The sequence below is a fragment of the Pseudoalteromonas sp. T1lg24 genome (assembly GCF_002964745.1).
In the GTDB taxonomy this organism is placed as follows: Bacteria; Pseudomonadota; Gammaproteobacteria; order Enterobacterales; family Alteromonadaceae; genus Pseudoalteromonas; species Pseudoalteromonas spongiae.
In genome coordinates, this window is record NZ_PQCB01000016.1 from 285,813 (window position 1) to 309,354 (window position 23,542).

Consider the following 23,542-nt stretch of genomic DNA (forward strand, 5'->3'; position numbering starts at 1 on the left):
GCGCTAAGTTTATCAGTGTATGTAAAAATTCAAAAGCCTTACTATGCTGGCTTTTCGCTATTTTTACTAATTTCTAATACGGTAACGTCGCTTTCAATCACTTGCCATTTAATATTTAAATCAAACAAGCTCATGCCGTATTCTTGTAACCCGGCTTTCGTTTTTTTATAGGCCGGTCGTGGATCTTGTTTTAATACTTTTTCAATAAAGCTTTGTAGCTCAGGGTAAAGTGCCGAGTTATTCTCACAAAACGCTATGGCTTTATCTGCAAACTCAATGACTAATGGCGTTTCTGGGCGCGTATCTGCAAACCCTGCAGTCGCATTTGGTAGGCTATCGGAATAGGGCAAGTAGGGCTTGATATCAAGAATCGGTGTACCATCTAGTAAGTCTATACCTGACAGCTCAAGCCAAAGTTGACCATGTTCATAGTGCACACCTTCGAGTTTAACTGCACTCATACCAATGCCATTTGGTCTAAAGGTGGCGCGGGTTGCAAACACTCCTTTTTTATCGTTGCCGCCTAAACGAGGTGGGCGAACTAATGGCGACCAGCCTTTATCGGCCGTTTCATGAAAACGAAAAATAAGCCAAACATGGCTAAAGTCTTCAATACCACGGACAAACTCTTCACGGTTAAACTCACCAACAAATTTGCACTTGGCTTTTGCTTCTGGAATAAGCCGAGGCTGGCGAGGTATCGCAAATTTTTGTTTATAGGGAGATTCGATAAAGGCAATTGGACTTAATTGATAGTCATTCATAACACTAACAAACTTAAATAGGCACTGTAAAAGTGCCTATTTTGCCATAAAACGTGTTGAATAAAATTATTCTTCTTTCATTTCTTGTTCGAACACTTTTTCCGCTTGCAGTGACATGTCTTTCATCTTCTGCGCGTATTTTTGAATACGCTTTTCATTTGCGGTTTTTGCTTCAAAGGCAGGAACCGGTACAGGGTAACCAGCTTGATCCGTTGCGACAAAATTGATGATGCAATTATTCGATTCTACCATCTGCCCAGATTTCGGATCGCCACAGCGAACAGCGATAAATATTTGCATACTGGTTTTACCGGTATTAGCTATTTTGGCTTCAACTTCAACAAGTTGCCCAACAAGAATAGGGCGATGGAATTTTATTGCCGCAACTGATACGGTAACACAGTAATGACCACTCCACAGCGCTGCACAAGCATAACCCGCTTGGTCAATCCACTTCATAACAATGCCACCGTGTACTTTACCGCCAAAGTTAACGTCGGTAGGTTCTGCCAAAAATCTAAATGTAACGCTGTCTTTATCCATAATTACTTGATAATCAGTGTGTTGTTTATTGAGTATTAGCGATAACTAAGGTTTTAACAAGTAATAAAAAAGGCATGCTCACGTGGGAGAGCATGCCTTTGACAAATACAATTGGAAATTACATATTCGGGTAATTTGGTCCGCCAGCACCTTCAGGTGTGACCCAAGTAATGTTCTGGCTCGGATCTTTAATATCGCAGGTTTTACAGTGGATGCAGTTTTGCGAATTAATAATGAACGTCGGTTGACCTTCAACTTCGTTAATTTCATACACGCCTGCTGGGCAATAGCGCTGTGCAGGCTCATTGTATTCAGATAAGTTTTTACCAAGCGGTATTGTATTATCTGCCAGTTTCAAGTGACATGGCTGATCTTCTTCATGGTTAGTGCTTGATAAAAAAACCGAACTCAGTTTATCAAAACTGAGCGTGCCATCAGGTTTTGCATAGTTAATTTCCGAATGGCGACTCGCTGGTTCAAGGCAGGCATGATCAGGTGTGTCATCTTTAAAGTTAAATGGTAAACCGCCATTAAATAAGTTTTGGTCAATGGTGTTATACATACCGCCAAAAAACTTACCTAGCTTATGCATTGCTGGGCCAAAGTTTTTGCTGCTGTTTAATTCTTGATAAAGCCATGAATTCTCAAAACGCGATGCAAAGTCATCGAGCTCTGTATTAGCTTTATTTTCCTGTATCGCAGTGAAGATACTTTCCGCGGCCAGCATGCCTGACTTCATTGCGGTGTGATTACCTTTAATCTTGGCAAAATTAAGCGTACCAGCATTACAGCCAACTAACACACCACCTGGAAACGTCATTTTAGGTAATGAGTTCAAACCACCTTTTGCGATGGCCCGTGCGCCATAAGCTATGCGTTTACCGTGTTTCAGTGTATCTGCAAACACCGGGTGATGTTTCATGCGCTGAAATTCATCAAACGGTGACAGGTGCGGATTGTTGTAGTTTAAATCAATGATTAGACCAACAACCACTTGATTGTCATCGCCATGATACATATAAGAGCCGCCGCCGGTATCTTTATCAAGTGGCCAGCCTGCACCATGTACAACAAGCCCGGGTTTATGGTGTTCGCTCGGAATTTCCCAGATTTCTTTAAACCCTAAACCATAATGTTGTGGTGACTTACCTTCATCTAATTTAAATGTACTGATCAGCTCTTTGCCTAAATGGCCGCGGCACCCTTCAGCAAAAATAGTGTATTTAGCGCGAAGTTCCATACCTGGCATAAAGCCATCTTTTTCTTCGCCAGATTCACTTACGCCCATATCACCTGTGATTATGCCTTTTACCGCATCATCTTCAATAATCAGTGAATGTGCACTAAACCCTGGAAAAATTTCTACCCCAAGGTTTTCTGCTTGTTGTGCTAAAAAACGACATACATTACCCATGGAAACGATGTAGTTGTCGTCATTATGGAACGTTTTTGGTGTGGCAAAAGCAGGTAGCTTTTTCGCACTGCGTTCATCATTGAACCAATAAATGTCATCTTGACTCACTTTAGTATTAAGTGGGGCGCCAAGTTCTTGCCAATTTGGTAGTAATTCATTAAGTGCACGGGGTTCAAATACCGCGCCTGATAAGATATGAGCTCCGACCTCTGAACCTTTCTCAACAACACAAATCATTAATTCTTGTTCATTTTCTTGTGCTAGTTGTGCCAGTTTTATAGCGCTTGATAAGCCTGCAGGCCCAGCGCCTACAATAACTACATCAAACTCCATGGTTTCACGTTGTACCATGATATTGCCCCTGTTGAATTAAGCTGGTCTTTGTTAACCAAATAACCTGTTATTGGCTTTAGCATATTTTAGGTTGACGTTTACGTCAACAGGAAGTAGCCTTAAAACCAAATAACGGTTAAATAAGTTTACCTAGGTTTACGTACGCGTAAACATTAAAGGAGAGGTTATGAAAATCCTAGTTCCGGTCAAACGAGTGATCGACTATAACGTAAAAGCGCGTGTAAAAGCCGACAATAGTGATGTTGATCTTAATAATGTAAAAATGGCCCTTAACCCATTTTGTGAAATCGCGGTGGAAGAAGCTATCCGCATTAAAGAAGCAGGCAACGCAACTGAAGTTGTCGTTGTATCAATTGGCGATAAGGCTTGCCAAGAACAGCTTCGTACAGCACTTGCACTCGGTGCAGACAAAGCAATCCAAATTGACACCAGCGAACGTTTGGAGTCGCTGCATGTAGCTAAGCTACTTGCCAAAGTTGTAGAGCAAGAAAACCCAGAGTTAGTCATTTTAGGCAAACAAGCGATTGATTCTGATAACAACCAAACAGGTCAGATGCTTGCCGCACTAACAAACCGTTCACAAGCAACATTTGCCTCAGAAGTTGTAGTTGATGGCGATAAGCTTAACGTGACACGTGAAGTTGATGGTGGTTTACAAACAATTGCAGTTAACTTACCAGCGGTTGTGACTACGGATCTTCGCTTGAATGAACCTCGTTATGCAACGCTTCCTAATATTATGAAGGCTAAGCGCAAGCCGCTTGATGTATTAACCGCAGCGGATCTTGGTGTTGATCTTACGCCGCGTATTACAACCTTAAAAGTAGAAGAGCCAAGCAAGCGTGAAGCAGGCGAAATTGTCGCAGACGTAGCAACGCTAGTTGAAAAACTAAAAAATGAAGCGAAGGTGATCTAATGTCAGTACTTATTATTGCAGAGCACGAACATGGCGTGCTTAAAAACGATACAGCTAAAGTAGTTTCAGCCACGCAAAAGCTTGGTAAGTCGATCACGGTTTTAGTTGCAGGTTTTAACGTAGCCGCAGTAGCAGAAGCTGCAAGCAAAATAGACGGTGTTTCAAATGTGATTGTCGCCGATAATGCAGCATTAGAGCATCAACTTGCAGAAAATATGGCAGCTCTTGTTGTCGATTTAGCAGGTGATTATTCACATATTTTCGCAGCTGCAACCACAACAGGCAAAAACTTTATGCCGCGAGTGGCTGCACTGTTAGACAAAGTGCAAATTTCTGACATTATCGAAGTGATTGACGAAAATACTTTTAAGCGTCCAATTTATGCTGGTAATGCAATTGCTACGGTACAAAGTAGTGAAGATAAACACATTGTTACGGTACGTTCGAGTGCGTTTGATGTAGCAGGTGAGCAAGCGCCAGTAGCTGTTTCATCGTTTGATGCAGTTAAAGAGAACGCCCTAAGCAGTTTTGTTTCACAACAAGAAACAGAAAGTGAACGCCCAGAACTTACCGCAGCAGATGTGATCATCTCAGGCGGCCGTGGAATGCAAAATGGCGAAAACTTTGCATTGTTAAACGGTATCGCAGACAAACTTGGTGCAGCGATTGGTGCATCGCGTGCCGCTGTTGACGCGGGCTTTGTACCAAACGATATGCAAGTAGGGCAGACAGGTAAAATTGTTGCGCCGCAACTTTATATCGCGGTAGGTATTAGCGGTGCAATTCAGCATCTCGCAGGTATGAAAGACTCTAAAGTGATTGTTGCAATCAACAAAGATCCCGACGCGCCAATCTTCCAAGTTGCCGATTATGGTCTAGTTGCAGATTTATTTGATGTACTTCCAGAATTAGAAGCATCTTTGTAACAACACAACCTTATTCCAATTGTAAAAGCCTTGCTTCTTTAGCAAGGCTTTTTTTATGGTTCTTTTTAGTTTAATTTTCTAAACCAAAGCTGGTTCGTCACAAAACACTACACGTGTAAAAAATTGCTTGAGCAGATTATTGATTATCATGTGCTTTATAAGCCTGTTGATGTAGTAGATTACTAGGGTCTGTTGACCTTTCAAGTTCGTTTTTGCAGCAGTTTGATTGGGTTTTATACAAGGCAGAGGCTGCGTGGCATAGTTATTCTATGTGAGCCAGCCGATAACACAGTAGAAAACCCAATCAAGCGCTGCCGAACGGTTCTTTTGAGCGCACTTTTCTCATTGTTGCCTACATGGATGTAGGTAAGGGGCGAGAGCAGGACGCGTAAGCTTTGCTCGATATTCGCTTAGATTACTAGGCCACACATCGAGCGCCGCGATAAAAGCACGCTCAAACAGAACAAAAATAGAACAGCAAAGATCAACAGACCCTAGGCTAAAATGACAAAAACAAAAAAACCGGCATTTGCCGGTTTTTAATTACGTGTACTTAATTAAACGATAAGCGTTTAGTAAGTAGCTGAACCTTTTGTACGCGGGAAGGCGATAACGTCACGTACGTTACCCATACCTGTTACGTAAGCTACAAGGCGTTCAAAACCTAGGCCGAAACCTGAGTGAGGAACGGTACCGTACTTACGTAAATCGCGATACCAAGAGTAATCTTCTTTGTCTAAGCCCATTTCTTCTAAACGCGCATCAAGTACGTCTAAACGTTCTTCACGTTGTGAGCCGCCAATGATTTCACCGATACCAGGTGCAACAACGTCCATTGCTGCAACTGTTTTGCCGTCTTCGTTTTGACGCATGTAGAAGGCTTTAATGTCTTTCGGGTAGTTTTTAATAACTACTGGTGCATTAAAGTGCTCTTCTGCAAGATAGCGCTCGTGCTCTGATTGTAAATCTACACCCCATTCAACTGGGAATTCGAATTTCTTACCACAGCCTTTAAGAATTTCAACAGCGTCTGTGTAGTCAACTTGTGCGAAATCTTTTTCAACAAAGTCTTCTAAACGTGAAATAGCGGTTTTCTCAACACGTTGCGCAAAGAATTCCATATCATCACGGCGCTCTTCAAGTACTGCTTTAAATACGTATTTCAGCATATCTTCTGCAAGCGCTGCAATATCGTTAAGATCCGCAAATGCAACTTCAGGCTCAACCATCCAGAATTCAGCTAAGTGACGAGAGGTATTTGAGTTTTCAGCACGGAATGTTGGGCCAAAAGTGTAGATTTTTGACATTGCTGAACAGTAAGTTTCGCCGTTTAGCTGGCCAGATACTGTTAAGAATGCTTCTTTACCAAAGAAGTCTTCGCTGTAATCTACATCGCCTTTATCAGTGCGTGGTAAGTTTTGCATATCGAGTGTTGATACGCGGAACATTTCACCTGCACCTTCACAGTCACTTGCTGTGATAATAGGTGTAGAAATCCAAACGTAACCACGCTCGTGGTAAAAACGGTGAATTGCTTGTGATAAGCAGTTACGAACACGCGTTACTGCACCGATAATATTAGTGCGAGGACGTAAATGTGCGTGTTCACGTAAATATTCAATACTGTGACGCTTTGCAGCCATAGGGTATGTATCTGGGTTTTCTACCCAACCTACAACTTCTACAGATTCAGCTTGAATCTCAAACGATTGGCCTTGGCCTTGTGATTCTACGATTGTACCAACAACCGTTACTGAACAGCCTGCGGTTAGCTTGGTCACTTCTTCATAATTATTGAGTGAATTCGGTACCACAGCTTGAATAGGATCGAAACAACTACCGTCATGAACGGCTAAAAAAGAGATTCCTGCTTTTGAATCGCGACGTGTGCGGATCCAACCTTTAATAGTAACGGTTGCACCTACTTCTACACGGCCTTTCAAAAGGTCTGTGATAGCTATATGGCTCATTTTCACTCCAATGATTAAAATGCCTAAATAAATTCTTGTTGTTCTTACTTAGCATGCGCTAAGAAAGTTTGTTATCTTACCTGTGAAAGAAAAATAAAAAAACAGCAAATTTCCCGATAATGTGTAATATGCTTAAAAATAGTGAAATTTCATTGAATAACTGACGCGTATGATAAAAGAAAGGCGCAGCAAATCACCTGTAAGGCAAAACGTATTACATGCGTTATCAATTATCGCGTGGTTTTTCTTTTTGCTTGCGCTGATTATGTTTCACTACGCAAGACCAGAGCTTGAATATGGCATTATCCGTTATTTTGGTTTATCGCATCGTGATCATTGGTTGATGACGCCACGTAACCTGCTGATTCTTTTTTTAATCTTAACTGGTATTATATCGAGTATTTCAATCATCATGCGTCAGCGTTACAACCGCCGCAGTGATGATAGGATCGCGGTTAATCAGATCAGTTTATTAGTTATTTGTATTATTTGTTTATTGGTAATTTTGTTTAGATGAAACAAGTGTTTATTTTAAGGGGTCTGCCAGGCTCAGGGAAAAGTCATTACGCTCAGAGTTTGTGTGATGAAATGGTAAATGGCGATGAAGGCCAATTTGTAATTTGTTCAACCGACGATTTTTTTATCAGCGATGGTCAATATCGTTTTGATAAAGCCAAGCTAAGTGAATACCACAACCTTAATTTAGCGCGTTTTATACGTGCGTTGAGCCAGCAAATTCCGTTGGTGATTTTGGATAACACCAACATTAAAAAGTGGGAATTTATTGCGTATGCTGAAGCAGCGCACGCGCTTGGTTATCAAGTAAAAGAAGTGGTGGTGGGTGAAATTAAAGATAAGGCGATGCAGCACCTTTATTATCAGCGCAACATTCATAAAGTACCGCTAAAAACCATCAACAAAATGGCTTACCTATTTGAATGGTAAGCCATTAGGCCCCCAAAATCCTACAAAATCGATTTAATCGCATTACACATTTTGATGATTGACTCATCTTGCATTATATAAGGCGGCATCATATAAATCAGTTTGCCAAACGGCCTTAACCACACGCCTTGTTCAATTAGCTGTTTTTGCACTTTGGCAACGTCAACCGCTTGCTTCATTTCAACAACACCAATTGCCCCAAGAATACGAACATTGGCTACAGAATTTACTTTTTCAAGCTTTTGTAAGTGTGTTTTAAAACAATGTTCAATGCGCGTAATATTTCTTTGCCAGTCTGTTTTAAGCAGTAATTCAATGCTTTTATTGGCAACGGCACACGCGAGCGGGTTGGCCATAAATGTAGGTCCATGCATCATCACACCTGCATCGCCTTCACTAATACCAATTGAAACTTTATCCGTTGTTAAGGTTGCCGATAGCGTCATATAACCACCGGTCATTGCTTTACCAATACACATAATATCAGGCTCAATATTGGCATGTTCAACGGCAAACATTTTTCCTGTACGGCCAAAGCCCGTAGCGATTTCATCACAAATTAGCAGTATGTCGTACTCATCACATAATTCGCGCACCGCTTTTAAATAGTCGCTGTTATAAAAGTTCATACCGCCAGCATTTTGTACAATCGGCTCTAATATAAAGGCGGCAACATCCAAGTGATGCTCGTCAAAGTATTGCGCTAATATATCGCGCTCTGCACGGTCGAATGCTTCACCAAACTTACTTTTTGGTGCGGGAACAAAATAGTGCTCTGGTAAAAAACCTTTGTACAACGAATGCATGCTATTAACCGGATCGCATACACTCATCGCCGCAAATGTATCGCCGTGATAACCTTTACTTAGTGCCATAAGTTTGTTTTTACGCGTATTACCTTTACTGCGCCAATATTGCATTGCCATTTTAATGGCAACTTCTACAGCAACGGAGCCTGAATCGGCAAAAAAGATACGCGTAAGCGAGTGTGGTGTAATGTCGAGTAGTTTTTTGCCAAGGTCAACCGCAGGTTGGTGGGTTAAACCGCCAAACATCACATGACTCATTTTATCAACTTGTTGCTTTATTGCGTTGTTAAGTTCAACGTTATTGTAGCCATGCAAAACGCTCCACCATGAGGCCATTCCATCAATTAATTTTTCACCCGTTTCCAAATGAATATGCACCCATCAGCTTGTGTAACTGGGTACACCGGCAGGGGATTTATCATTGACGTGTAGGGGTGCCATAAATGATTTTTATCAAAATCCAAATCAATTGTTTCTTTAGTATTCAAATGTAAACCCTTAAAGCTTGCGTTTGGTTGACAATGAGGTGTTGCTGCGTAGACTAGCGAAATTAAGTTCGAGAAACAAATAAAAACGAGAATTCCATGGAACAAGCTCAGGTGCGTAATAACTGGACACTCAGTGAAGTAAAGGCATTATTTAATATGCCGTTTAACGATTTACTGTTTCAAGCTGCCAGTGTTCATCGTCAACACTTTAATCCAAACAAAGTACAAATTTCTACGCTGTTATCTATTAAAACGGGCGCATGTCCTGAAGATTGTAAGTACTGTCCTCAATCAGGCCACTATAAAACGGATCTAGAACGCGAGCGTTTGATGGAAGTTGAGAAAGTAGTCGAACAAGCGCGTATTGCTAAAAATAAGGGTGCTACACGTTTTTGTATGGGGGCTGCTTGGTCTGATCCGAAAGATCGCGATATGCCGTACATTGCAAAAATGGTGAAAGAGGTGAAAGAACTGGGTCTTGAAACCTGTATGACGCTGGGCATGCTTGATAACGATAAAGCACATGCACTGCGTGATGCGGGACTGGATTATTACAATCATAACTTAGATACCTCACCTGAATATTACCAACAAATCATCACTACACGAACCTACCAAGATAGACTTGATACCCTTGATCACGTGCGTGACGCGGGTATGAAAGTATGCTCGGGTGGCATTGTTGGTATGGGTGAACAAGCGAAAGACCGTTACGGTTTACTAATGCAGCTTGCAAATTTACCAAAGCAGCCAGAAAGTGTGCCAATTAACATGCTAGTAAAAGTAAAAGGCACGCCACTTGAAGATGTGGACGATTTAGACCATTTTGAGTTTATTCGTACGATTGCGGTTGCGCGCATTATGATGCCAAAGAGTTACGTGCGCTTAAGTGCAGGGCGCACGGCGATGAATGAACAGATGCAATCAATGTGTTTCTTTGCTGGCGCTAATTCAATTTTTTATGGTGATAAATTACTTACTACGGATAATCCAGAAGCAGACAGCGATATGATGCTAATTAAAAAGCTGGGTATGTCACCTGAAAGTGCTGAAGATTATTCCGACGAGGCATATCAAGCGTCGTTAGAATCAGCAATCGCTGATAAAGAAACATCAGAACTATTTTATCCAGCATAAATGGCGTTCGAATATTTAAATAAGACGCGTGCCGCGCGGCAGCAAGCGTCTTTATACCGTCAGCGCATTGCCTTTGAGCGTGTTGGTCCGCGTTTTTTGCTTAGAAATAATACACAGTATTTAAATTTCGCATCAAATGACTACCTTGGTTTAGGTGACGAGCCAATTACGGGTGTAGAAAATACCTTAGGTGCAAGTAGTTCATCGTTAGTCACCGGCTACCAAAATGCACATATTGCACTTGAAAATTACCTCAAGTCTAAGCTCAATTATCAAGCGTGTTTATTGTTTAATTCGGGCTTTAGCGCTAACGCTAGTGTGCTTAAAAGTTTGATGAATGAAGCCAATAGTGAAATATTTCAAGATAAACTAAATCATGCCAGCTTGATTGACGGCGGCCTCGCAGCAAACGCAACGAATACTCGCTTTAATCATAACGATTTAAAACATTTAACACGTCGCTTAGAAAAATCAAAAGCGCAGCATAAGTTGATTGTGAGTGAAGGGGTGTTTTCAATGGATGGTGATAGCGCGCCGGTAGCTGAGCTTGCGCACATCGCGAAACAACATAATGCTTGGTTAATGATTGATGATGCACATGGATTTGGTGTAATGGGTAATCATGGTTTAGGCAGCTGTGATGACATTAAACCAGAAATACTGATTATCACTTTTGGCAAAGCTTGCGCAAGCAGCGGGGCAGCTGTGTTATGTAGCCAAAATGTGGCCGACTATTTATTGCAATTTAACCGCGATTATACTTATTCAACAGCAATGTCGCCTTGGCTTGCATCGGCAACGCTTTCGCGATTAGAACGGCTTTATAGTGCCGATGAAAAACGCGCACGCCTTAAAGACAATATTGCGTATTTTAAAACCCTTGCAAGCAATCATAACCTAGCACTCATGCCGTCAAATAGCGCCATTCAACCGCTGGTGCTTGGTGATAGTGAAAGCTGTTTAGCGCTGAGTGAGTATTTAAAATCAAATGGTATTTGGCTTACGGCAATTAGACCACCAACGGTCCCTCATAATACAGCACGGCTAAGAATAACGCTTACCGCTGCACACCAAGCAGCAGATATAGAACAGTTGATAAATCAGCTTGTTGGTGGGTTAAAGTAGTTATGATGTTGTCAGCGTTAACCAAGAAGCAAGCCACTGCGTCTCATTTTTCTAAAGCGGCAGAGCGCTACCAAAGTCATGCCCATGTGCAAAAGCAAGCAGCCGATATACTGTTAAAATCATTGGGTGCAAGGTATAAGGTCGCGCTAGATTTAGGCTGTGGCCCCTTTGTTAATTCGTTTGAACTGAAAAAACGCTGCGATTATCTTGTAAGCATGGATTTAAGTGAAAGCATGTTACAACAAGGTGTTACACCTAGTATCTGTGCTGATATGGATACCTTACCGTTTCAGGGCGACTGTTTTGACCTGATATTTAGTAATTTTGCAATGCAATGGAGTAGTGATTTAGCGGCACTTTTAACCCATTTTTACCGTGTTTTAAAACCAGGTGGTCGCGCACACTTCAGCATTGTGGCCGATGGCACGTTGCAAGAAATTAAACATGCTTTCTCAGTGCTCGACAATGAACCTCACATAAATCGCTTTGTAACACAAAACGATATCGCCAATGCAGTTGCACATACGCCGTTTAAATTAATCAGTAGTAGCTTTTGTCATCATAAAATATTTTACGATAGCCCTAAGCTTGCCTTAAACTCTATTAAAGAAATTGGTGCAAATCATAAAGTTAATAGTAGCGAGCAGCGCAGTGGATTGATGGGTAAACGTAAATACCGTGCATTGTTAGCTAATTATCCAAAAGAGCAGGGGCAATTTCCGGTAAGTTACCAAGTTGCTTATATAGTGATAGAGAAATGAATCAAGTTTTTATAACTGGCACAGATACAGAAGTAGGTAAAACCTATGTATCGAGCCTTTTAATTAAATATATTAAACAACATAAACGATCCGTTACTGGTTTTAAGCCGATTGCCGCAGGGGCTGAGCAGGCGTTTGGTGAGCTCGTCAATGAAGACGCGTTAACATTGTTGGAGTCTGGCAATGTAGCACTGCCGTACAAATTGATTAACCCGTTTTGCTTCGAGCCACCCATTGCGCCACATATTGCAGCAAAAAAAGCCGGAGTAGAGATAACTAAACCGGCACTATCAAACCATTTAGATGTGCTTAAGCAACAAGAGCTTGACCATTTGATAATCGAAGGTGCTGGCGGTTGGGCATTGCCAATTAATGATAATGACTTATTGTCAGATTGGGTTAGCGAACAAAATTTACCGGTGATTTTAGTCGTTGGTCTAAAATTAGGCTGTTTAAATCATGCATTATTAACGTTAAGTCATATCAAACAAAGCGGCGTGAAATGTGTTGGTTGGATTGCCAATTATGTTGACAATGGCATGTTAGAACAAGACGAAAATCTGCAAACCCTAAAAGCACGTTTAGATTGCCCATTATTGGCCATTGCACCTAACTGTAAAAACGACAAACCTAAGCTTCAAGTGTATCAAGCTCTTAACACTGCGCTTAATTTAGCTAATTGAAACGAGAGCGTGTTGTCGCTTGTTGATTTAGCCCACGAGATCTACAAAGCGACGCCGCGATCAAAATGGTTTGGATTTGAACAAAATTTAGACCATAAAGATCAACGCGCGCTAAATAAATTTATGTAAATTTCATGGTGTGTTTAGTTTTAAATAATATGTGTGTCATTTTGTAAATTTATCTTGAAACGTAATCAAAAGACACTATATAAAGCGGTAGAAAACACATTTTGAGGTAACAATGAAAAGAGTCGTATTGTTTTTAATTACTAACCTAGCGGTGATGCTGGTGTTAGGTATTGTGCTGTCGGTTATTATGTCAGTACTAGGCATAGAACACCGAAGCTTAGGTGGCATTTTATTAATTGCCACGTTGTTTGGTTTTGGTGGCTCGTTTATTTCGCTGTTTATGTCGAAATGGATGGCGAAAAAATCAACCGGTGCCCATGTTATCGAGCAACCGCGTTCTGACGTAGAAAAGTGGTTAGTTGAGCGTGTTGCAGAGCAAGCTAAAAAAGCCAACATTGCAATGCCAGAGGTAGCTATTTACGACAGTCCTGAAATGAACGCGTTCGCAACAGGGCCAAGTAAAAATAATTCACTGGTTGCAGTAAGTACAGGTTTGTTACACAACATGAGTCAAGACGAAGCTGAAGCCGTTCTCGCCCATGAAGTATCACATATTGCCAATGGCGACATGGTTACACTTACGCTTATTCAAGGCGTTGTAAACACATTTGTAATTGCCATCTCAAAGGTACTTGCAGGTATCGTCGATAACTTCTTAAATAGCGATGAAGAAGAGTCGGGTGGTTCTTGGACATACTTTATCTTTGATATGATCTTCCAAGTATTATTCGGTATTTTAGCAAGCTTTGTAGTGGCGTATTTTAGTCGTCAACGAGAGTTTGCTGCTGACAAAGGCGCTGCAGACCTTGTTGGTGCAAACAAAATGCGTGCGGCACTTGAGCGCCTTAAAGTTAATCATCCGTCACAACTTGAAGGGTCGATGATGGCATTTGGTATTGCATCTGGTAAAGGTTTAATGGACTTAATGAGTTCACACCCTCCACTTGATGCGCGTATTAATGCATTAAAATAAGTACTGATTTAATACCTACGAAAAAGGCGCCATTAGGCGCCTTTTTGTTGTTCTCGTTTTAGTTGATTAGGTAATAAGGTTTCAACAATTTCTTTTGCTGGAATGGTATATCGCGTTCCGTCAAACATTACCGAAGCATTTTCGTCAATGCCAGTAATGCCTGTGAGCGTCCAGCCTTCACCACGCTTTTCACAATACACAGTTGTCGTTGGTGGTATCACTTTAAATTCAGGCATTGGTTTTTCTAACTAGTGAAACAATTCGCTTAATTTACCTTACAGAATAGAGAATTCACAGTTTTTAATTGAGAAAACGAAGGGATTATTGGATAATTCGCAACTCGCAATCCCACATCGCGAAAACAATTTTTAACATTCACAATGCGCTTGTTAATAATCTAAAAGTGCAATTAATGTGAATTGAGTGCCTAACTATGAGGAGTGACTATGACTGTTGGCATTATTATGGGTTCAAAATCAGATTGGCCTACCATGCAACACGCTGCAGATATGCTTGATAAATTCGGTGTTGAATATGAAACAAAGGTTGTTTCTGCACACCGTACGCCACAGTTATTAGCCGATTATGCCAGCACAGCAGCTGAGCGCGGTATTAAAGTAATTATTGCAGGTGCAGGCGGTGCAGCACACTTACCGGGTATGGCAGCTGCATTTACCAGCTTACCGGTACTGGGCGTTCCGGTTAAATCTAAAGCACTTAATGGTGTTGATTCACTTCTATCAATTTGCCAAATGCCAAAAGGTGTTGCGGTAGGTACGCTTGCGATTGGTGATCCGGGCGCTGCAAACGCTGGATTATTAGCGGCGCAAATTCTGGGTTGTCAGCAGCCTGAATTGCTAGCGAAAATCGACGAATTTAGAAAAAACCAAACTGACACTGTTTTAGCACATCCAAACCCAGCAGAATAATATGAATATTTTAGTTCTCGGCGCAGGCCAACTTGCCCGTATGATGAGTTTGGCAGGTGCGCCTCTTGATATAAATATCAAAGCCTATGATGTTGGTTCTAAGCACGTTGTTCACCCGCTAACACTTGCCGTGTATGAGCAAGACTTAGCTGCTGCTATCGCAGAATGTGATGCGATCACCGCAGAGTTTGAACATATTCCTGATGATGTATTAGCGTTATGTTGTCAAAGTGGCAAATTTTACCCAGGTAAAGATGCCATTAAGGCTGGCGGCGATCGTAGCATCGAAAAAGCGTTATTAGATCAAGCGAATGTACCTTGTGCGCCGTATTTACTTATTACCGAGCGTGAACACTTAGACCGTGCCATTATCGATTTAGGACTGCCACTTGTGATCAAAACCTGTCAAGCAGGTTATGATGGTAAAGGGCAGTGGCGTATTAAAGCGGATTCTAATGTAGATCACATTTGGTCAGAAATGGCTGAGTTTATTGCTGCAGGTAGTGAAGATTTCCCACACACCATTATTGCTGAAAAAATGATCCCGTTTAAACGTGAAGTTTCAGTGATTGGTGCACGTGATAAGCAGGGTAATACTGCGGTTTATCCTGTGACTGAAAACGAACATACCAACGGTGTACTTACGTTATCAGTTGCCACTGATATTGATGATCAAATTCAAAGCCAGGCGTTAGCGGCATTTAATAAACTATCAGCAGCGATGGATTATGTTGGTGTACTGGCAATTGAGTTCTTCGATGTTGATGGCCAATTAATGGTGAATGAAATCGCACCTCGCGTTCATAACTCAGGCCATTGGACACAGCAAGGCACACTGTGTAGTCAGTTTGAAAACCACTTACGCGCAGTAGCTGGGTTGCCATTAGGTGATACTGCTATGATTGGGCCAAGTGCGATGATCAATGTGCTTGGTGAGCCGAGCATTCCTGCTGATGTGTTATCCGTTGCTGGAGTAACCAGTCATTGGTACGGCAAAGCAGTTCGCGCAGGTCGTAAAATGGGTCATATTAATGTCGTAGCGAGCAGCAATGTTGAGCTAGGTAAAAAACTTGCAGTGCTTGCAAACTATTTATCAGAAGATGCTTATCCAGGCGTTGCAGCACGTGCAGTTGAACTGTCTAAATAAGCTGTTTAGTTAACAATACAGCATGTGCATTAAAAAAACGGTTGTACGCGTTAGTGTGTATAACCGTTTTTTATGCGTTTAATTATACCTAAAAGATAAAACCATTTAATTTAATTCTGATTGAATATCTACTTCAACATAAAATGGCACTGCGTTGTTGGTAATGTATTTACCTTGCAATAACCGTTCGTGTCCTTCTAAGTATTGCTCATGGTGACTTTGTTTATTGTTTATCATGGTTTGCCAAAAACTTCCGATATCAAGCGAAATAATTGACTCGTTTCCATCGCAGTAAAAGTGTTGATAGCGTGACCAGTTTTCAAGTTCATCTTGTTTAAGCCATTTAGCTAAACTTGTTTTATCAGGTCCGCGATAAATACGTAATCTAAACTTGCTCATAACAGGCTATTCAAATTGGATATAGTTAAAGGGTAGTCAATGACTATCGAATTTGAGAAATTAAAATAAATTTTTTGAATAAATTTTGAACTAAATGATGAATCGCACGGTCTATTACTTTGAAACGAGAAATTACTTTTTCGTTTCGACCTAAATTGCTAGCGCAGAGTATTCGGCCAACACCTTGTTGGCCTTTTTTTGTTACAAATGTAATCGCTAAAATCACATAATAAAACGATAAGCGCAGTTTTATTATTGCCAATTGTTTGGTTAAATTAGTGTAATTTTAATTACAAAAAAACACACAATGTATAATAAATCTATTATTGCTCTTGCTGTAACTGCGTGTATTAGTTTGGCTGGTTGTAAAACGACTGAACAATCTACCATCGCAGCTGCTAACGAATTTTCACCAGTAGTTGAAACAACGACTCACCAAGGCCCAGAAACGATTACGTTAAAACAAGCTATGGCACACCCAGATTGGTTAGGTCGTCAACCTGAGCGTGCATTTTGGTCGTTTGATTCTAAGTCGGTAAATTATGCGCGCAAACAAGCGGGTAACGAATTACGCGATACCTACACTCGTATGTTGGAAAAGCAAGGCAATGGTGATTTAGTATCGCTTGATAAATTGCACACACTCGGTGCGAAACAATTAACCTTTAGTCAAGATAACAAGTGGGTAGCATACACCTTTAAAGGCAATATTTTTGCTGTTGAGCAAGCAACAGGTAAATTAAAGCAGCTGACCTTGAGTGATGATAATGCATCACAGCTGTTGTTTTTAACTAGCGGTGAACTTGCATATCGAGTTAACAATAATTTTTACAAAATTAATGTAGAAACGGGCCTACGCTCACAAATAGCAGCACTTAAAGTTGCTGATAAACCAGAAGGCGTAAAAGAGCCAACAAGTTATATTGCTAAAGAGCAACATAAACTCATTGACTATGTAGCACTAACCCACAAGAACAAACAAGATAAACACGCCTACAACGAGTCATTAAAAACGCAAAACGAAAGCGTTATGAATGATACATATTACCTTGGTAAAGGTAATCGTATTGTTAGTGCAGTCGTATCACCAGCAGGCGATAAACTCATTACTGTTATTACTAAAAGTTCACCATGGCGTGATGATGGCGATATTATGCCAAACTACATTGGTCAAAACGGTGAAATTGTTGCTGAAAAAGTAAGGCGTCGTGTTGCCGATACTATGCCGTCTGGCTCTGAGTTGGTAATGATTGACCTCACTGAAAATACCCAAACAACCCTACCATTCGATACATTACCAGGGTTTGATGAAGACGTATTAGCAAGTGTAAAAGCCGAGAACGCAAAAGCACAAGGTGAAACGTACAAATCAGAAAAAGCACCTCGTCATATTAATTTAATGATGGACTGGGGCTGGTCACAAAATGCAATTCAGTGGAATAGCGATGGTTCACAGGTGGCTGTGATGCTTGAAGCGTTTGATAATAAAGACCGTTGGATTGCAACTGTAGACTTTGCAAGCAATAAACTGGTTTCGCAACATCGCTTACATGATAAAGCCTGGGTTAACTATACGTACAATAATTTTGGTTGGTTAAATCAACAACCAGATACGCTGTATTATTTGTCTGAGGAATCTGGTTATAGCCATATTTATACAAAAGCGCTTACGGGTAAAGCACAGCAGCTAACAAGCGGTCAGTTTGTGGTATCAGAACTAACACAAGCTCGTAATAGTCAGTCAATTTTTTATAAAGCAAACAAAAAACACCCTGGCATTTACGAAATCTACAAATTAGATCTAACAACGGGTGAAAGCGTTGCCCAAACCGATTTAAACGGCATGACCGATTACCAGCTTAGCCCAGATGAATCAAAACTATTGTTAACGCACTCAAAATTAGCATTACCGCCAGAGCTGTACGTAACTAACGTTGATGGCGATACGGTAACGCGTTTAACCAATACCGTATCGGATAAGTTCCTAAATACTCAACTTGTTGCGCCAAAAATTGTAGCCGTTCCGTCAAGCCATACTGAGCAGCCTATTTATGCAAAAGTGTATTATCCACGTGATTACAAAGAAGGTGAAACAGGTAAAGCACGCAAAGCGGTTATCTTTAACCACGGTGCAGGTTATCTACAAAATTCACATTTAGGTTGGTCAGGTTATTTCCGTGAATTTATGTTTCACTCATTCCTAGCAGAGCAAGGTTATGTGGTGATGGACATGGATTACCGTGCATCTAAAGGCTATGGTCGCGATTGGCGTACTGCAATTTACCGCCATATGGGTAAGCCTGAAATTGAAGATTTAGCCGATGGTGTAAAATGGATGACTGAGAACGCGAATGTTAACGACCAGCGCGTCGGTACATATGGTGGCTCTTACGGTGGTTTTATGACCTTTATGGCATTGTTAACCCGTCCAGAATTATTCCAAGCGGGTGCCGCACTTCGTCCTGTATCGGACTGGGCATATTACAATAATCCGTATACATCGAATATTTTGAACCACCCAGATGTAGATCCAATTGCCTATAAGCGCAGCTCACCGATTTATTTCGCTGAAGGGTTAGAAAAACCATTGTTAATTAATGCGCCAATGATTGATGACAATGTATTTTTCCAAGACGTAGTGCGCTTAGTACAGCGTTTTATTGAACTTGAAAAAGAAAACTACGAAACGGCAATTTACCCGGTTGAGCCACATGGCTTTAAGCAGCCTTCTTCGTGGTTAGATGAGTACCGTCGTATTTATAAGTTGTTTGAACAAAACTTATAATTTAAAAAGGCCGCATAGCGGCCTTTTTATTGGGTGATATTTTCGCGTAGTGCATGACGATTTAATTTCGCATAAACAAAAATACCGGATATTGCACCAATCAAGTGTGCTTCGGTAGCCACCCGTGCATTAATTAGTTGCCCTAATTCAGCACTTGGTCCAGCATATTGCTCCCATGCAATTTTTAACCAAACACCAATAAACAAAAGATAACCCGTTTTCATACCTTTTTGGCAGTCAATTAACGCGCCAACAACGATTAAACCATGTAAAACACCACTTAACCCATTGTAAAGTGTATTTTCTGGATAAAAAATATAAAGCCCACCGCCGGTGTAGAGCGCCAGTAAAAGAAGTGCTAATGCGTATTTTCTCGCATCATAATATTCGCCGTGTAACGCCCAGATGAGCGCAACGCCAGCTAGGTTTAACATTAAATGGTAGCTATTTGAGTGACTAAAATGAGCAGTAATAAGTCGCCAGTATTCACCATGAGAAAATAAGCTTCGGTTATATTCAAATAACTCACTAAGCGGCGTTGCAAAAATAATTATCGCGGCAAAAATAAGAACAAGCGGGGCAGTGATATAACGTTTATCGGTTGGAAGATTTAACATTCGCTATCTGTGTTAATCAATATCAAATGTCTGTAAGATTATCACAAATAATAGATTTGCTTAATTATGAAAACATTAAAACAGACTCTCTCACAAATACTTATCGCATCGAGCTTATTCTCATTCAATGTTAGCGCCACAATCGTTGGTGAACCAGAAGCAAATACCGGCTTTACTAAAAAACAACAAGTCATTGCTGATAAGTTTATGGTTGCGGCTGCTAACCCTTATGCGGTAAAAGCAGGTCACGCAATTTTGGCTAAAGGTGGCAGCGCCGTTGATGCCGCAATTGCAGTGCAATTAGTACTAACATTAGTAGAACCTCAATCGTCTGGTATTGGCGGCGGGTTGTTTCTGATGCATTACGATAAAGCTAATAGTCATTTAACTAGCTTTGACGGACGTGAAACTGCGCCAGCGAATGCGAGTGAATCTTTGTTTTTAGATGAAAATGGTAAACCAATTCGCTGGATTAATGCGGTAGTAGGTGGACGTTCAGTGGGAGTGCCTGGCGCGCTAGCTGCGCTAGAAAAAGCGCACAGTCGTTATGGTAAATTGCCATGGCATACATTATTTACTGACGCGATAAAATTGGCGCAAGAAGGCTTTGTGGTATCACCGCGACTTGAAAAACTGGTCAGTCTGCAAATAAACCCTGGGGTTGCATTAATTGACGGCACCAAAGATTACTTTATGCCAAATGGCGCGGCGCTAAAGGCAGGCACAGTTAAAACTAATGTAAAACTAGCTAACTTATATAAAGCGATTGCTAAAAACGGCATCGGCGCGTTTTATCAAGGCGAAAATGCAAAGCAACTTGTTGAAACCGTGACAAATTCATCCATTGCGCCAGGCAAAATCAGCCTTCAAGATTTAGCCAATTATAAAAGTGTTGAGCGAAAGCCCGTATGCGCACCGTATAGAACATATAAAGTGTGCTCTATGGCGCCGCCGAGTTCAGGTGGTATTACGGTACTGCAAATTATGGCATTACTTGAAAACAGTAAAGCGCCACTTAATACATCGTGGGAACTTGAATCAATTCATGCGTTTACTCAGGCATCACGCCTAGCGTTTGCGGATCGTGACCACTATATTGCTGATCCAGACTTTATCGACGTACCTGTCGCGCAAATGTTGGATAAAAACTATCTACAAGAGCGTAGTAAACTAATTACTGACAAAGACATGGGCATGGCGTTACCTGGCGAATTTTCACAAGATTGGTCTGTCGCGCAGGTTAATTACGAGCAACCATCAACGTCTCATGTGTCAATTGTAGATAGCGCGGGTAATGCGCTTTCAATGACAACATCAATTGAAATGGGTTTTGGCTCAGCGTTAATGGTGAATGGTTACCTGCTTAATAACCAACTTACTGATTTTACCTTTAATCCTAAGATTGACGGTAAACCTGTGGCAAATCGTGTTGAGCCAAATAAGCGTCCGCGTTCTTCTATGTCGCCGGTTATGGTGTTTAATCATGACGGTAGTTTAAAAATGGTTATCGGTTCGCCGGGTGGTTCACGCATTATCAATTATGTAGCCAAAGCACTTGTTGGCGTACTTGATTTTGGTTTAACGCCACAACAGGCGATAGAGCTTGCCAACATTACTAACCGTAACCGCGTAACGACACTTGAAAAAGGCAGTGACGTAACACGTTATAAAACGGCGCTTGAAGCACGCGGCCACAAAGTCGTTATTCGCGATTTAAATTCGGGCATTCATGCGGTAATGATCGAGGGTAATAAACTTATCGGTGCTGCCGATCCGCGCCGTGAAGGCATAGCACTCGGACAATAACCTGAGGCAAAGTAAATAGATTGATAGCAATACGTTAAACTTGGTTAATTTGAGGCAAGAATCATTGCTTTAACGTGTTGCTACTTAGATAATGTTTTCAATTATTCGTTATTTATCTTATAGTTTTGCATTTTTAAACTTTAGTCTAATAATTAAAGCTATTACAACACACCACCAAGAATACAATGACAGAACACACACATAAAAATTACTTGTACATTCCTTATGCTGGGCCGACGCTAATTGAAACACCGCTATTAAATAAAGGCAGTGCTTTTAGCCAGCGCGAACGCGAACAGTTTAACTTAGCGGGTTTATTGCCGCCAATTTTTGAATCAATCGAAGAACAAGTTGAGCGTTGTTATCAGCAGTACAAAAGCTTCACCAATAACTTAAATAAGCACATTTATTTACGTGCCATTCACGACACTAACGAGACCTTGTTCTTCCGTTTGGTACGCGATCACTTAGAAGAAATGATGCCGATTATTTATACCCCAACGGTAGGTGAGGCGTGTGAGCGTTTTTCTGATATTTATCGTAAACACCGCGGTTTATTTATTTCGTATGAAGACCGCCATAGTATCGATGATATTTTACGTAACGCCACCAAAGGTAAAGTAAAAGTAATCGTAGTTACTGACGGTGAGCGTATTCTTGGTTTAGGTGACCAAGGTATTGGTGGTATGGGTATTCCTATTGGTAAATTATCACTTTATACCGCAGTAGGTGGCATTAGCCCAGCGTATACATTACCGGTAATGCTTGATGTGGGTACCAATAACCAAGCGCTACTGGATGATCCTATGTATATGGGGCGTCGTCATAAGCGTATTTCGCAAGAACAATACGACGAGTTTTTAGAGCTATTTATTAACGCAGTTAAACGCCGTTGGCCAAATGTTATGTTGCAGTTCGAAGACTTTGCACAACCAAACGCAATGCCGTTATTACAACGTTACCGTGACCGCATTTGTAGCTTTAACGATGATATTCAAGGCACAGCTTCAGTTACCGTAGGTTCATTATTAGCTGCGTGTCGTGTTAAAGGTGAAGCGCTATCTGCACAAAAAGTGGTATTTGTCGGCGCCGGTTCTGCAGGCTGCGGGATTGCTGAGCAAATTATTGCGCAAATGGTAAGCGAAGGTATTAGTGAAGCGCAGGCGCGTTCGCAAATCTTTATGGTTGACCGTTTTGGTTTATTAACCGAGGGTATGGGCGATTTACGTGACTTTCAACAAGTATTAACACAGAAAAAAGACGCCATTAGCGATTGGAATTACAGCGGCGACTATGCATCTTTGCTTGATGTAATGAACTGCGCAAAACCAAATATTTTAATTGGTGTATCGGGTCAACCAGGTCTATTTACTGAGCAGGTAATTAAGGCAATGCATCAAGGTAGTCAACAGCCGATTATCTTCCCGCTAAGTAACCCAATCAAACAAGTTGAAGCGATGCCTGAAGACGTGATTGCGTGGACCAACGGTGAGGCAATTGTGGCAACGGGTAGCCCATTTGAACCAGTTACCTTTAATGGCAAAGAGCACATTATTCCACAATGTAACAATAGCTATATTTTCCCAGGCATTGGCCTAGGTGTAGTTGCAGTGGGTGCCAAGCGTATTACCGATGAAATGCTGATGATAGCGAGTGAAACCCTTGCCGCAGAATCGCCAAGAGCAAATACAGGTGAAGGTAGCTTGTTGCCGCCGCTAACAAAAGTTGAATCGCTTTCTAAAAAGATTGCGTTTAACATTGCGAAAAAAGCCATTGAACAAGGCGTGGCGCTTGAGATTTCAGATGAAAAATTAGCGAGCCTAATTGAAAAGAACTACTGGTTGCCTGAATATCGTGATTATAAGCGCGTAAGCATTTAAGTTTATCGTGTGATAATAAAAAGCCCTGCAAATATGCAGGGC

The 23,542-nt window shown here is 41.2% G+C and carries 21 protein-coding genes and 1 pseudogene; 14 read left to right on the forward strand and 8 right to left on the reverse strand.

Annotated elements, in window-relative coordinates:
* Positions 1 to 41: 41 nt before the first annotated feature.
* The 3 genes from tsaA to C2M30_RS08660 all read right to left on the reverse strand — a co-directional run bounded on the left by tsaA (position 42) and on the right by C2M30_RS08660 (position 3,072).
* Positions 42 to 764 (reverse strand): tRNA (N6-threonylcarbamoyladenosine(37)-N6)-methyltransferase TrmO, encoded by a 723-nt coding sequence (gene tsaA / locus C2M30_RS08650; RefSeq protein ID WP_010560052.1) that lies wholly within the window; start codon positions 762 to 764, stop codon positions 42 to 44.
* A gap of 66 nt (positions 765 to 830) precedes the next feature.
* Positions 831 to 1,307 carry an acyl-CoA thioesterase gene (locus C2M30_RS08655; protein WP_010560053.1) on the reverse strand — a complete coding sequence of 159 codons (477 nt, stop codon included), beginning with the start codon at positions 1,305 to 1,307 and terminating at the stop codon, positions 831 to 833.
* A gap of 118 nt (positions 1,308 to 1,425) precedes the next feature.
* Positions 1,426 to 3,072, reverse strand: a complete 1,647-nt coding sequence (locus C2M30_RS08660) for an electron transfer flavoprotein-ubiquinone oxidoreductase (protein ID WP_105171351.1) — start codon at positions 3,070 to 3,072, stop codon at positions 1,426 to 1,428.
* 169 nt (positions 3,073 to 3,241) lie between these two features.
* Here C2M30_RS08660 and C2M30_RS08665 point away from each other — a divergent pair, with 169 nt between their 5' ends.
* Entirely contained in the window at positions 3,242 to 3,991 is a 750-nt protein-coding gene (locus C2M30_RS08665; RefSeq protein ID WP_105171352.1) for an electron transfer flavoprotein subunit beta/FixA family protein, read from the forward strand.
* A complete protein-coding gene (locus C2M30_RS08670; RefSeq protein ID WP_105171353.1) occupies positions 3,991 to 4,917 on the forward strand; it encodes an electron transfer flavoprotein subunit alpha/FixB family protein in 927 nt (308 codons plus the stop codon). The genes C2M30_RS08665 and C2M30_RS08670 overlap by 1 nt, the downstream gene beginning before the upstream one ends.
* Before the next feature lie 572 nt (positions 4,918 to 5,489).
* On the opposite strand, the gene asnS is transcribed toward C2M30_RS08670, so the two are convergent.
* Entirely contained in the window at positions 5,490 to 6,887 is a 1,398-nt protein-coding gene (gene asnS / locus C2M30_RS08680; RefSeq protein ID WP_010560057.1) for an asparagine--tRNA ligase, read from the reverse strand.
* Between the two features lie 169 nt (positions 6,888 to 7,056).
* Between asnS and C2M30_RS08685 the strand changes: the two genes are divergently transcribed.
* Together C2M30_RS08685 and C2M30_RS08690 are read left to right on the forward strand one after the other, a co-directional pair.
* Positions 7,057 to 7,404 (forward strand): hypothetical protein, encoded by a 348-nt coding sequence (locus C2M30_RS08685; RefSeq protein WP_105171354.1) that lies wholly within the window; start codon positions 7,057 to 7,059, stop codon positions 7,402 to 7,404.
* Positions 7,401 to 7,832, forward strand: coding sequence for an ATP-binding protein (locus C2M30_RS08690; RefSeq protein ID WP_100913411.1), 432 nt, complete (start codon positions 7,401 to 7,403; stop codon positions 7,830 to 7,832). The genes C2M30_RS08685 and C2M30_RS08690 overlap by 4 nt, the downstream gene beginning before the upstream one ends.
* Positions 7,833 to 7,852: 20 nt before the next feature.
* On the opposite strand, the pseudogene bioA reads toward C2M30_RS08690, so the two are convergent.
* A pseudogene (gene bioA, locus C2M30_RS08695) lies at positions 7,853 to 9,129 on the reverse strand (adenosylmethionine--8-amino-7-oxononanoate transaminase).
* A gap of 96 nt (positions 9,130 to 9,225) precedes the next feature.
* Between bioA and bioB the strand changes: the two are divergent.
* The 5 genes from bioB to htpX all read left to right on the forward strand — a co-directional run bounded on the left by bioB (position 9,226) and on the right by htpX (position 13,937).
* Entirely contained in the window at positions 9,226 to 10,266 is a 1,041-nt protein-coding gene (gene bioB / locus C2M30_RS08700) for a biotin synthase BioB (protein ID WP_105171355.1), read from the forward strand.
* Positions 10,267 to 11,391, forward strand: coding sequence for an aminotransferase class I/II-fold pyridoxal phosphate-dependent enzyme (locus C2M30_RS08705; RefSeq protein ID WP_105171356.1), 1,125 nt, complete (start codon positions 10,267 to 10,269; stop codon positions 11,389 to 11,391).
* A 2-nt stretch (positions 11,392 to 11,393) separates the two neighbouring features.
* Positions 11,394 to 12,152 carry a malonyl-ACP O-methyltransferase BioC gene (gene bioC, locus C2M30_RS08710; protein ID WP_105171357.1) on the forward strand — a complete coding sequence of 253 codons (759 nt, stop codon included), beginning with the start codon at positions 11,394 to 11,396 and terminating at the stop codon, positions 12,150 to 12,152.
* Positions 12,149 to 12,835: a dethiobiotin synthase gene (gene bioD / locus C2M30_RS08715; RefSeq protein ID WP_105171358.1), complete on the forward strand. Its 687-nt coding sequence runs from the start codon at positions 12,149 to 12,151 to the stop codon at positions 12,833 to 12,835. The genes bioC and bioD overlap by 4 nt, the downstream gene beginning before the upstream one ends.
* 241 nt (positions 12,836 to 13,076) lie before the next feature.
* Positions 13,077 to 13,937 carry a protease HtpX gene (htpX, locus tag C2M30_RS08720; RefSeq protein WP_054980708.1) on the forward strand — a complete coding sequence of 287 codons (861 nt, stop codon included), beginning with the start codon at positions 13,077 to 13,079 and terminating at the stop codon, positions 13,935 to 13,937.
* Between the two features lie 32 nt (positions 13,938 to 13,969).
* Here the strand turns inward: htpX and C2M30_RS08725 are convergent, their stop codons facing one another.
* The gene (locus C2M30_RS08725) at positions 13,970 to 14,173 is read right to left on the reverse strand and encodes a hypothetical protein (protein ID WP_010560066.1); all 204 of its coding nucleotides are present in this window, start codon (positions 14,171 to 14,173) and stop codon (positions 13,970 to 13,972) included.
* A 210-nt stretch (positions 14,174 to 14,383) separates the two neighbouring features.
* On the opposite strand from C2M30_RS08725, the gene purE reads away from it, so the two are divergent.
* The gene (gene purE, locus C2M30_RS08730) at positions 14,384 to 14,866 is read left to right on the forward strand and encodes a 5-(carboxyamino)imidazole ribonucleotide mutase (protein WP_010560067.1); all 483 of its coding nucleotides are present in this window, start codon (positions 14,384 to 14,386) and stop codon (positions 14,864 to 14,866) included.
* A gap of 1 nt (position 14,867) precedes the next feature.
* Entirely contained in the window at positions 14,868 to 16,013 is a 1,146-nt protein-coding gene (locus C2M30_RS08735) for a 5-(carboxyamino)imidazole ribonucleotide synthase (RefSeq protein ID WP_105171359.1), read from the forward strand.
* Between the two features lie 105 nt (positions 16,014 to 16,118).
* Here C2M30_RS08735 and C2M30_RS08740 read toward each other — a convergent pair whose 3' ends face one another.
* Positions 16,119 to 16,412, reverse strand: coding sequence for a hypothetical protein (locus C2M30_RS08740; protein WP_010560069.1), 294 nt, complete (start codon positions 16,410 to 16,412; stop codon positions 16,119 to 16,121).
* Between the two features lie 307 nt (positions 16,413 to 16,719).
* Between C2M30_RS08740 and C2M30_RS08750 the strand changes: the two genes are divergently transcribed.
* A complete protein-coding gene (locus tag C2M30_RS08750; RefSeq protein ID WP_105171361.1) occupies positions 16,720 to 19,197 on the forward strand; it encodes a S9 family peptidase in 2,478 nt (825 codons plus the stop codon).
* Between the two features lie 26 nt (positions 19,198 to 19,223).
* Here C2M30_RS08750 and rrtA read toward each other — a convergent pair whose 3' ends face one another.
* Complete coding sequence (gene rrtA, locus C2M30_RS08755) at positions 19,224 to 19,814, reverse strand: rhombosortase (RefSeq protein ID WP_105171362.1); 591 nt, start codon at positions 19,812 to 19,814, stop codon at positions 19,224 to 19,226.
* A gap of 66 nt (positions 19,815 to 19,880) precedes the next feature.
* Between rrtA and ggt the strand changes: the two genes are divergently transcribed.
* A complete protein-coding gene (gene ggt / locus C2M30_RS08760) occupies positions 19,881 to 21,620 on the forward strand; it encodes a gamma-glutamyltransferase (RefSeq protein ID WP_105171363.1) in 1,740 nt (579 codons plus the stop codon).
* A gap of 185 nt (positions 21,621 to 21,805) precedes the next feature.
* Positions 21,806 to 23,500 (forward strand): NAD-dependent malic enzyme, encoded by a 1,695-nt coding sequence (locus C2M30_RS08765; protein ID WP_105171364.1) that lies wholly within the window; start codon positions 21,806 to 21,808, stop codon positions 23,498 to 23,500.
* Positions 23,501 to 23,542 lie beyond the last annotated feature (42 nt).

Bases quoted from the DNA above. Each gene is read 5' to 3' on its own strand.
- bioD (WP_105171358.1), top strand. From the start codon at position 12,149: ATGAATCAAGTTTTTATAACTGGCACAGATACAGAAGTAGGTAAAACC.
- tsaA (WP_010560052.1), bottom strand. From the start codon at position 764: ATGAATGACTATCAATTAAGTCCAATTGCCTTTATCGAATCTCCCTAT.
- rrtA (WP_105171362.1), bottom strand. From the start codon at position 19,814: ATGTTAAATCTTCCAACCGATAAACGTTATATCACTGCCCCGCTTGTT.
- C2M30_RS08735 (WP_105171359.1), top strand. From the start codon at position 14,868: ATGAATATTTTAGTTCTCGGCGCAGGCCAACTTGCCCGTATGATGAGT.
- C2M30_RS08725 (WP_010560066.1), bottom strand. From the start codon at position 14,173: ATGCCTGAATTTAAAGTGATACCACCAACGACAACTGTGTATTGTGAA.
- ggt (WP_105171363.1), top strand. From the start codon at position 19,881: ATGAAAACATTAAAACAGACTCTCTCACAAATACTTATCGCATCGAGC.
- C2M30_RS08660 (WP_105171351.1), bottom strand. From the start codon at position 3,072: ATGGTACAACGTGAAACCATGGAGTTTGATGTAGTTATTGTAGGCGCT.
- C2M30_RS08670 (WP_105171353.1), top strand. From the start codon at position 3,991: ATGTCAGTACTTATTATTGCAGAGCACGAACATGGCGTGCTTAAAAAC.
- C2M30_RS08740 (WP_010560069.1), bottom strand. From the start codon at position 16,412: ATGAGCAAGTTTAGATTACGTATTTATCGCGGACCTGATAAAACAAGT.
- bioB (WP_105171355.1), top strand. From the start codon at position 9,226: ATGGAACAAGCTCAGGTGCGTAATAACTGGACACTCAGTGAAGTAAAG.
- purE (WP_010560067.1), top strand. From the start codon at position 14,384: ATGACTGTTGGCATTATTATGGGTTCAAAATCAGATTGGCCTACCATG.
- C2M30_RS08690 (WP_100913411.1), top strand. From the start codon at position 7,401: ATGAAACAAGTGTTTATTTTAAGGGGTCTGCCAGGCTCAGGGAAAAGT.
- C2M30_RS08705 (WP_105171356.1), top strand. From the start codon at position 10,267: ATGGCGTTCGAATATTTAAATAAGACGCGTGCCGCGCGGCAGCAAGCG.
- htpX (WP_054980708.1), top strand. From the start codon at position 13,077: ATGAAAAGAGTCGTATTGTTTTTAATTACTAACCTAGCGGTGATGCTG.
- C2M30_RS08665 (WP_105171352.1), top strand. From the start codon at position 3,242: ATGAAAATCCTAGTTCCGGTCAAACGAGTGATCGACTATAACGTAAAA.
- bioC (WP_105171357.1), top strand. From the start codon at position 11,394: ATGATGTTGTCAGCGTTAACCAAGAAGCAAGCCACTGCGTCTCATTTT.
- C2M30_RS08750 (WP_105171361.1), top strand. From the start codon at position 16,720: ATGTATAATAAATCTATTATTGCTCTTGCTGTAACTGCGTGTATTAGT.
- C2M30_RS08685 (WP_105171354.1), top strand. From the start codon at position 7,057: ATGATAAAAGAAAGGCGCAGCAAATCACCTGTAAGGCAAAACGTATTA.
- C2M30_RS08655 (WP_010560053.1), bottom strand. From the start codon at position 1,307: ATGGATAAAGACAGCGTTACATTTAGATTTTTGGCAGAACCTACCGAC.
- C2M30_RS08765 (WP_105171364.1), top strand. From the start codon at position 21,806: ATGACAGAACACACACATAAAAATTACTTGTACATTCCTTATGCTGGG.
- asnS (WP_010560057.1), bottom strand. From the start codon at position 6,887: ATGAGCCATATAGCTATCACAGACCTTTTGAAAGGCCGTGTAGAAGTA.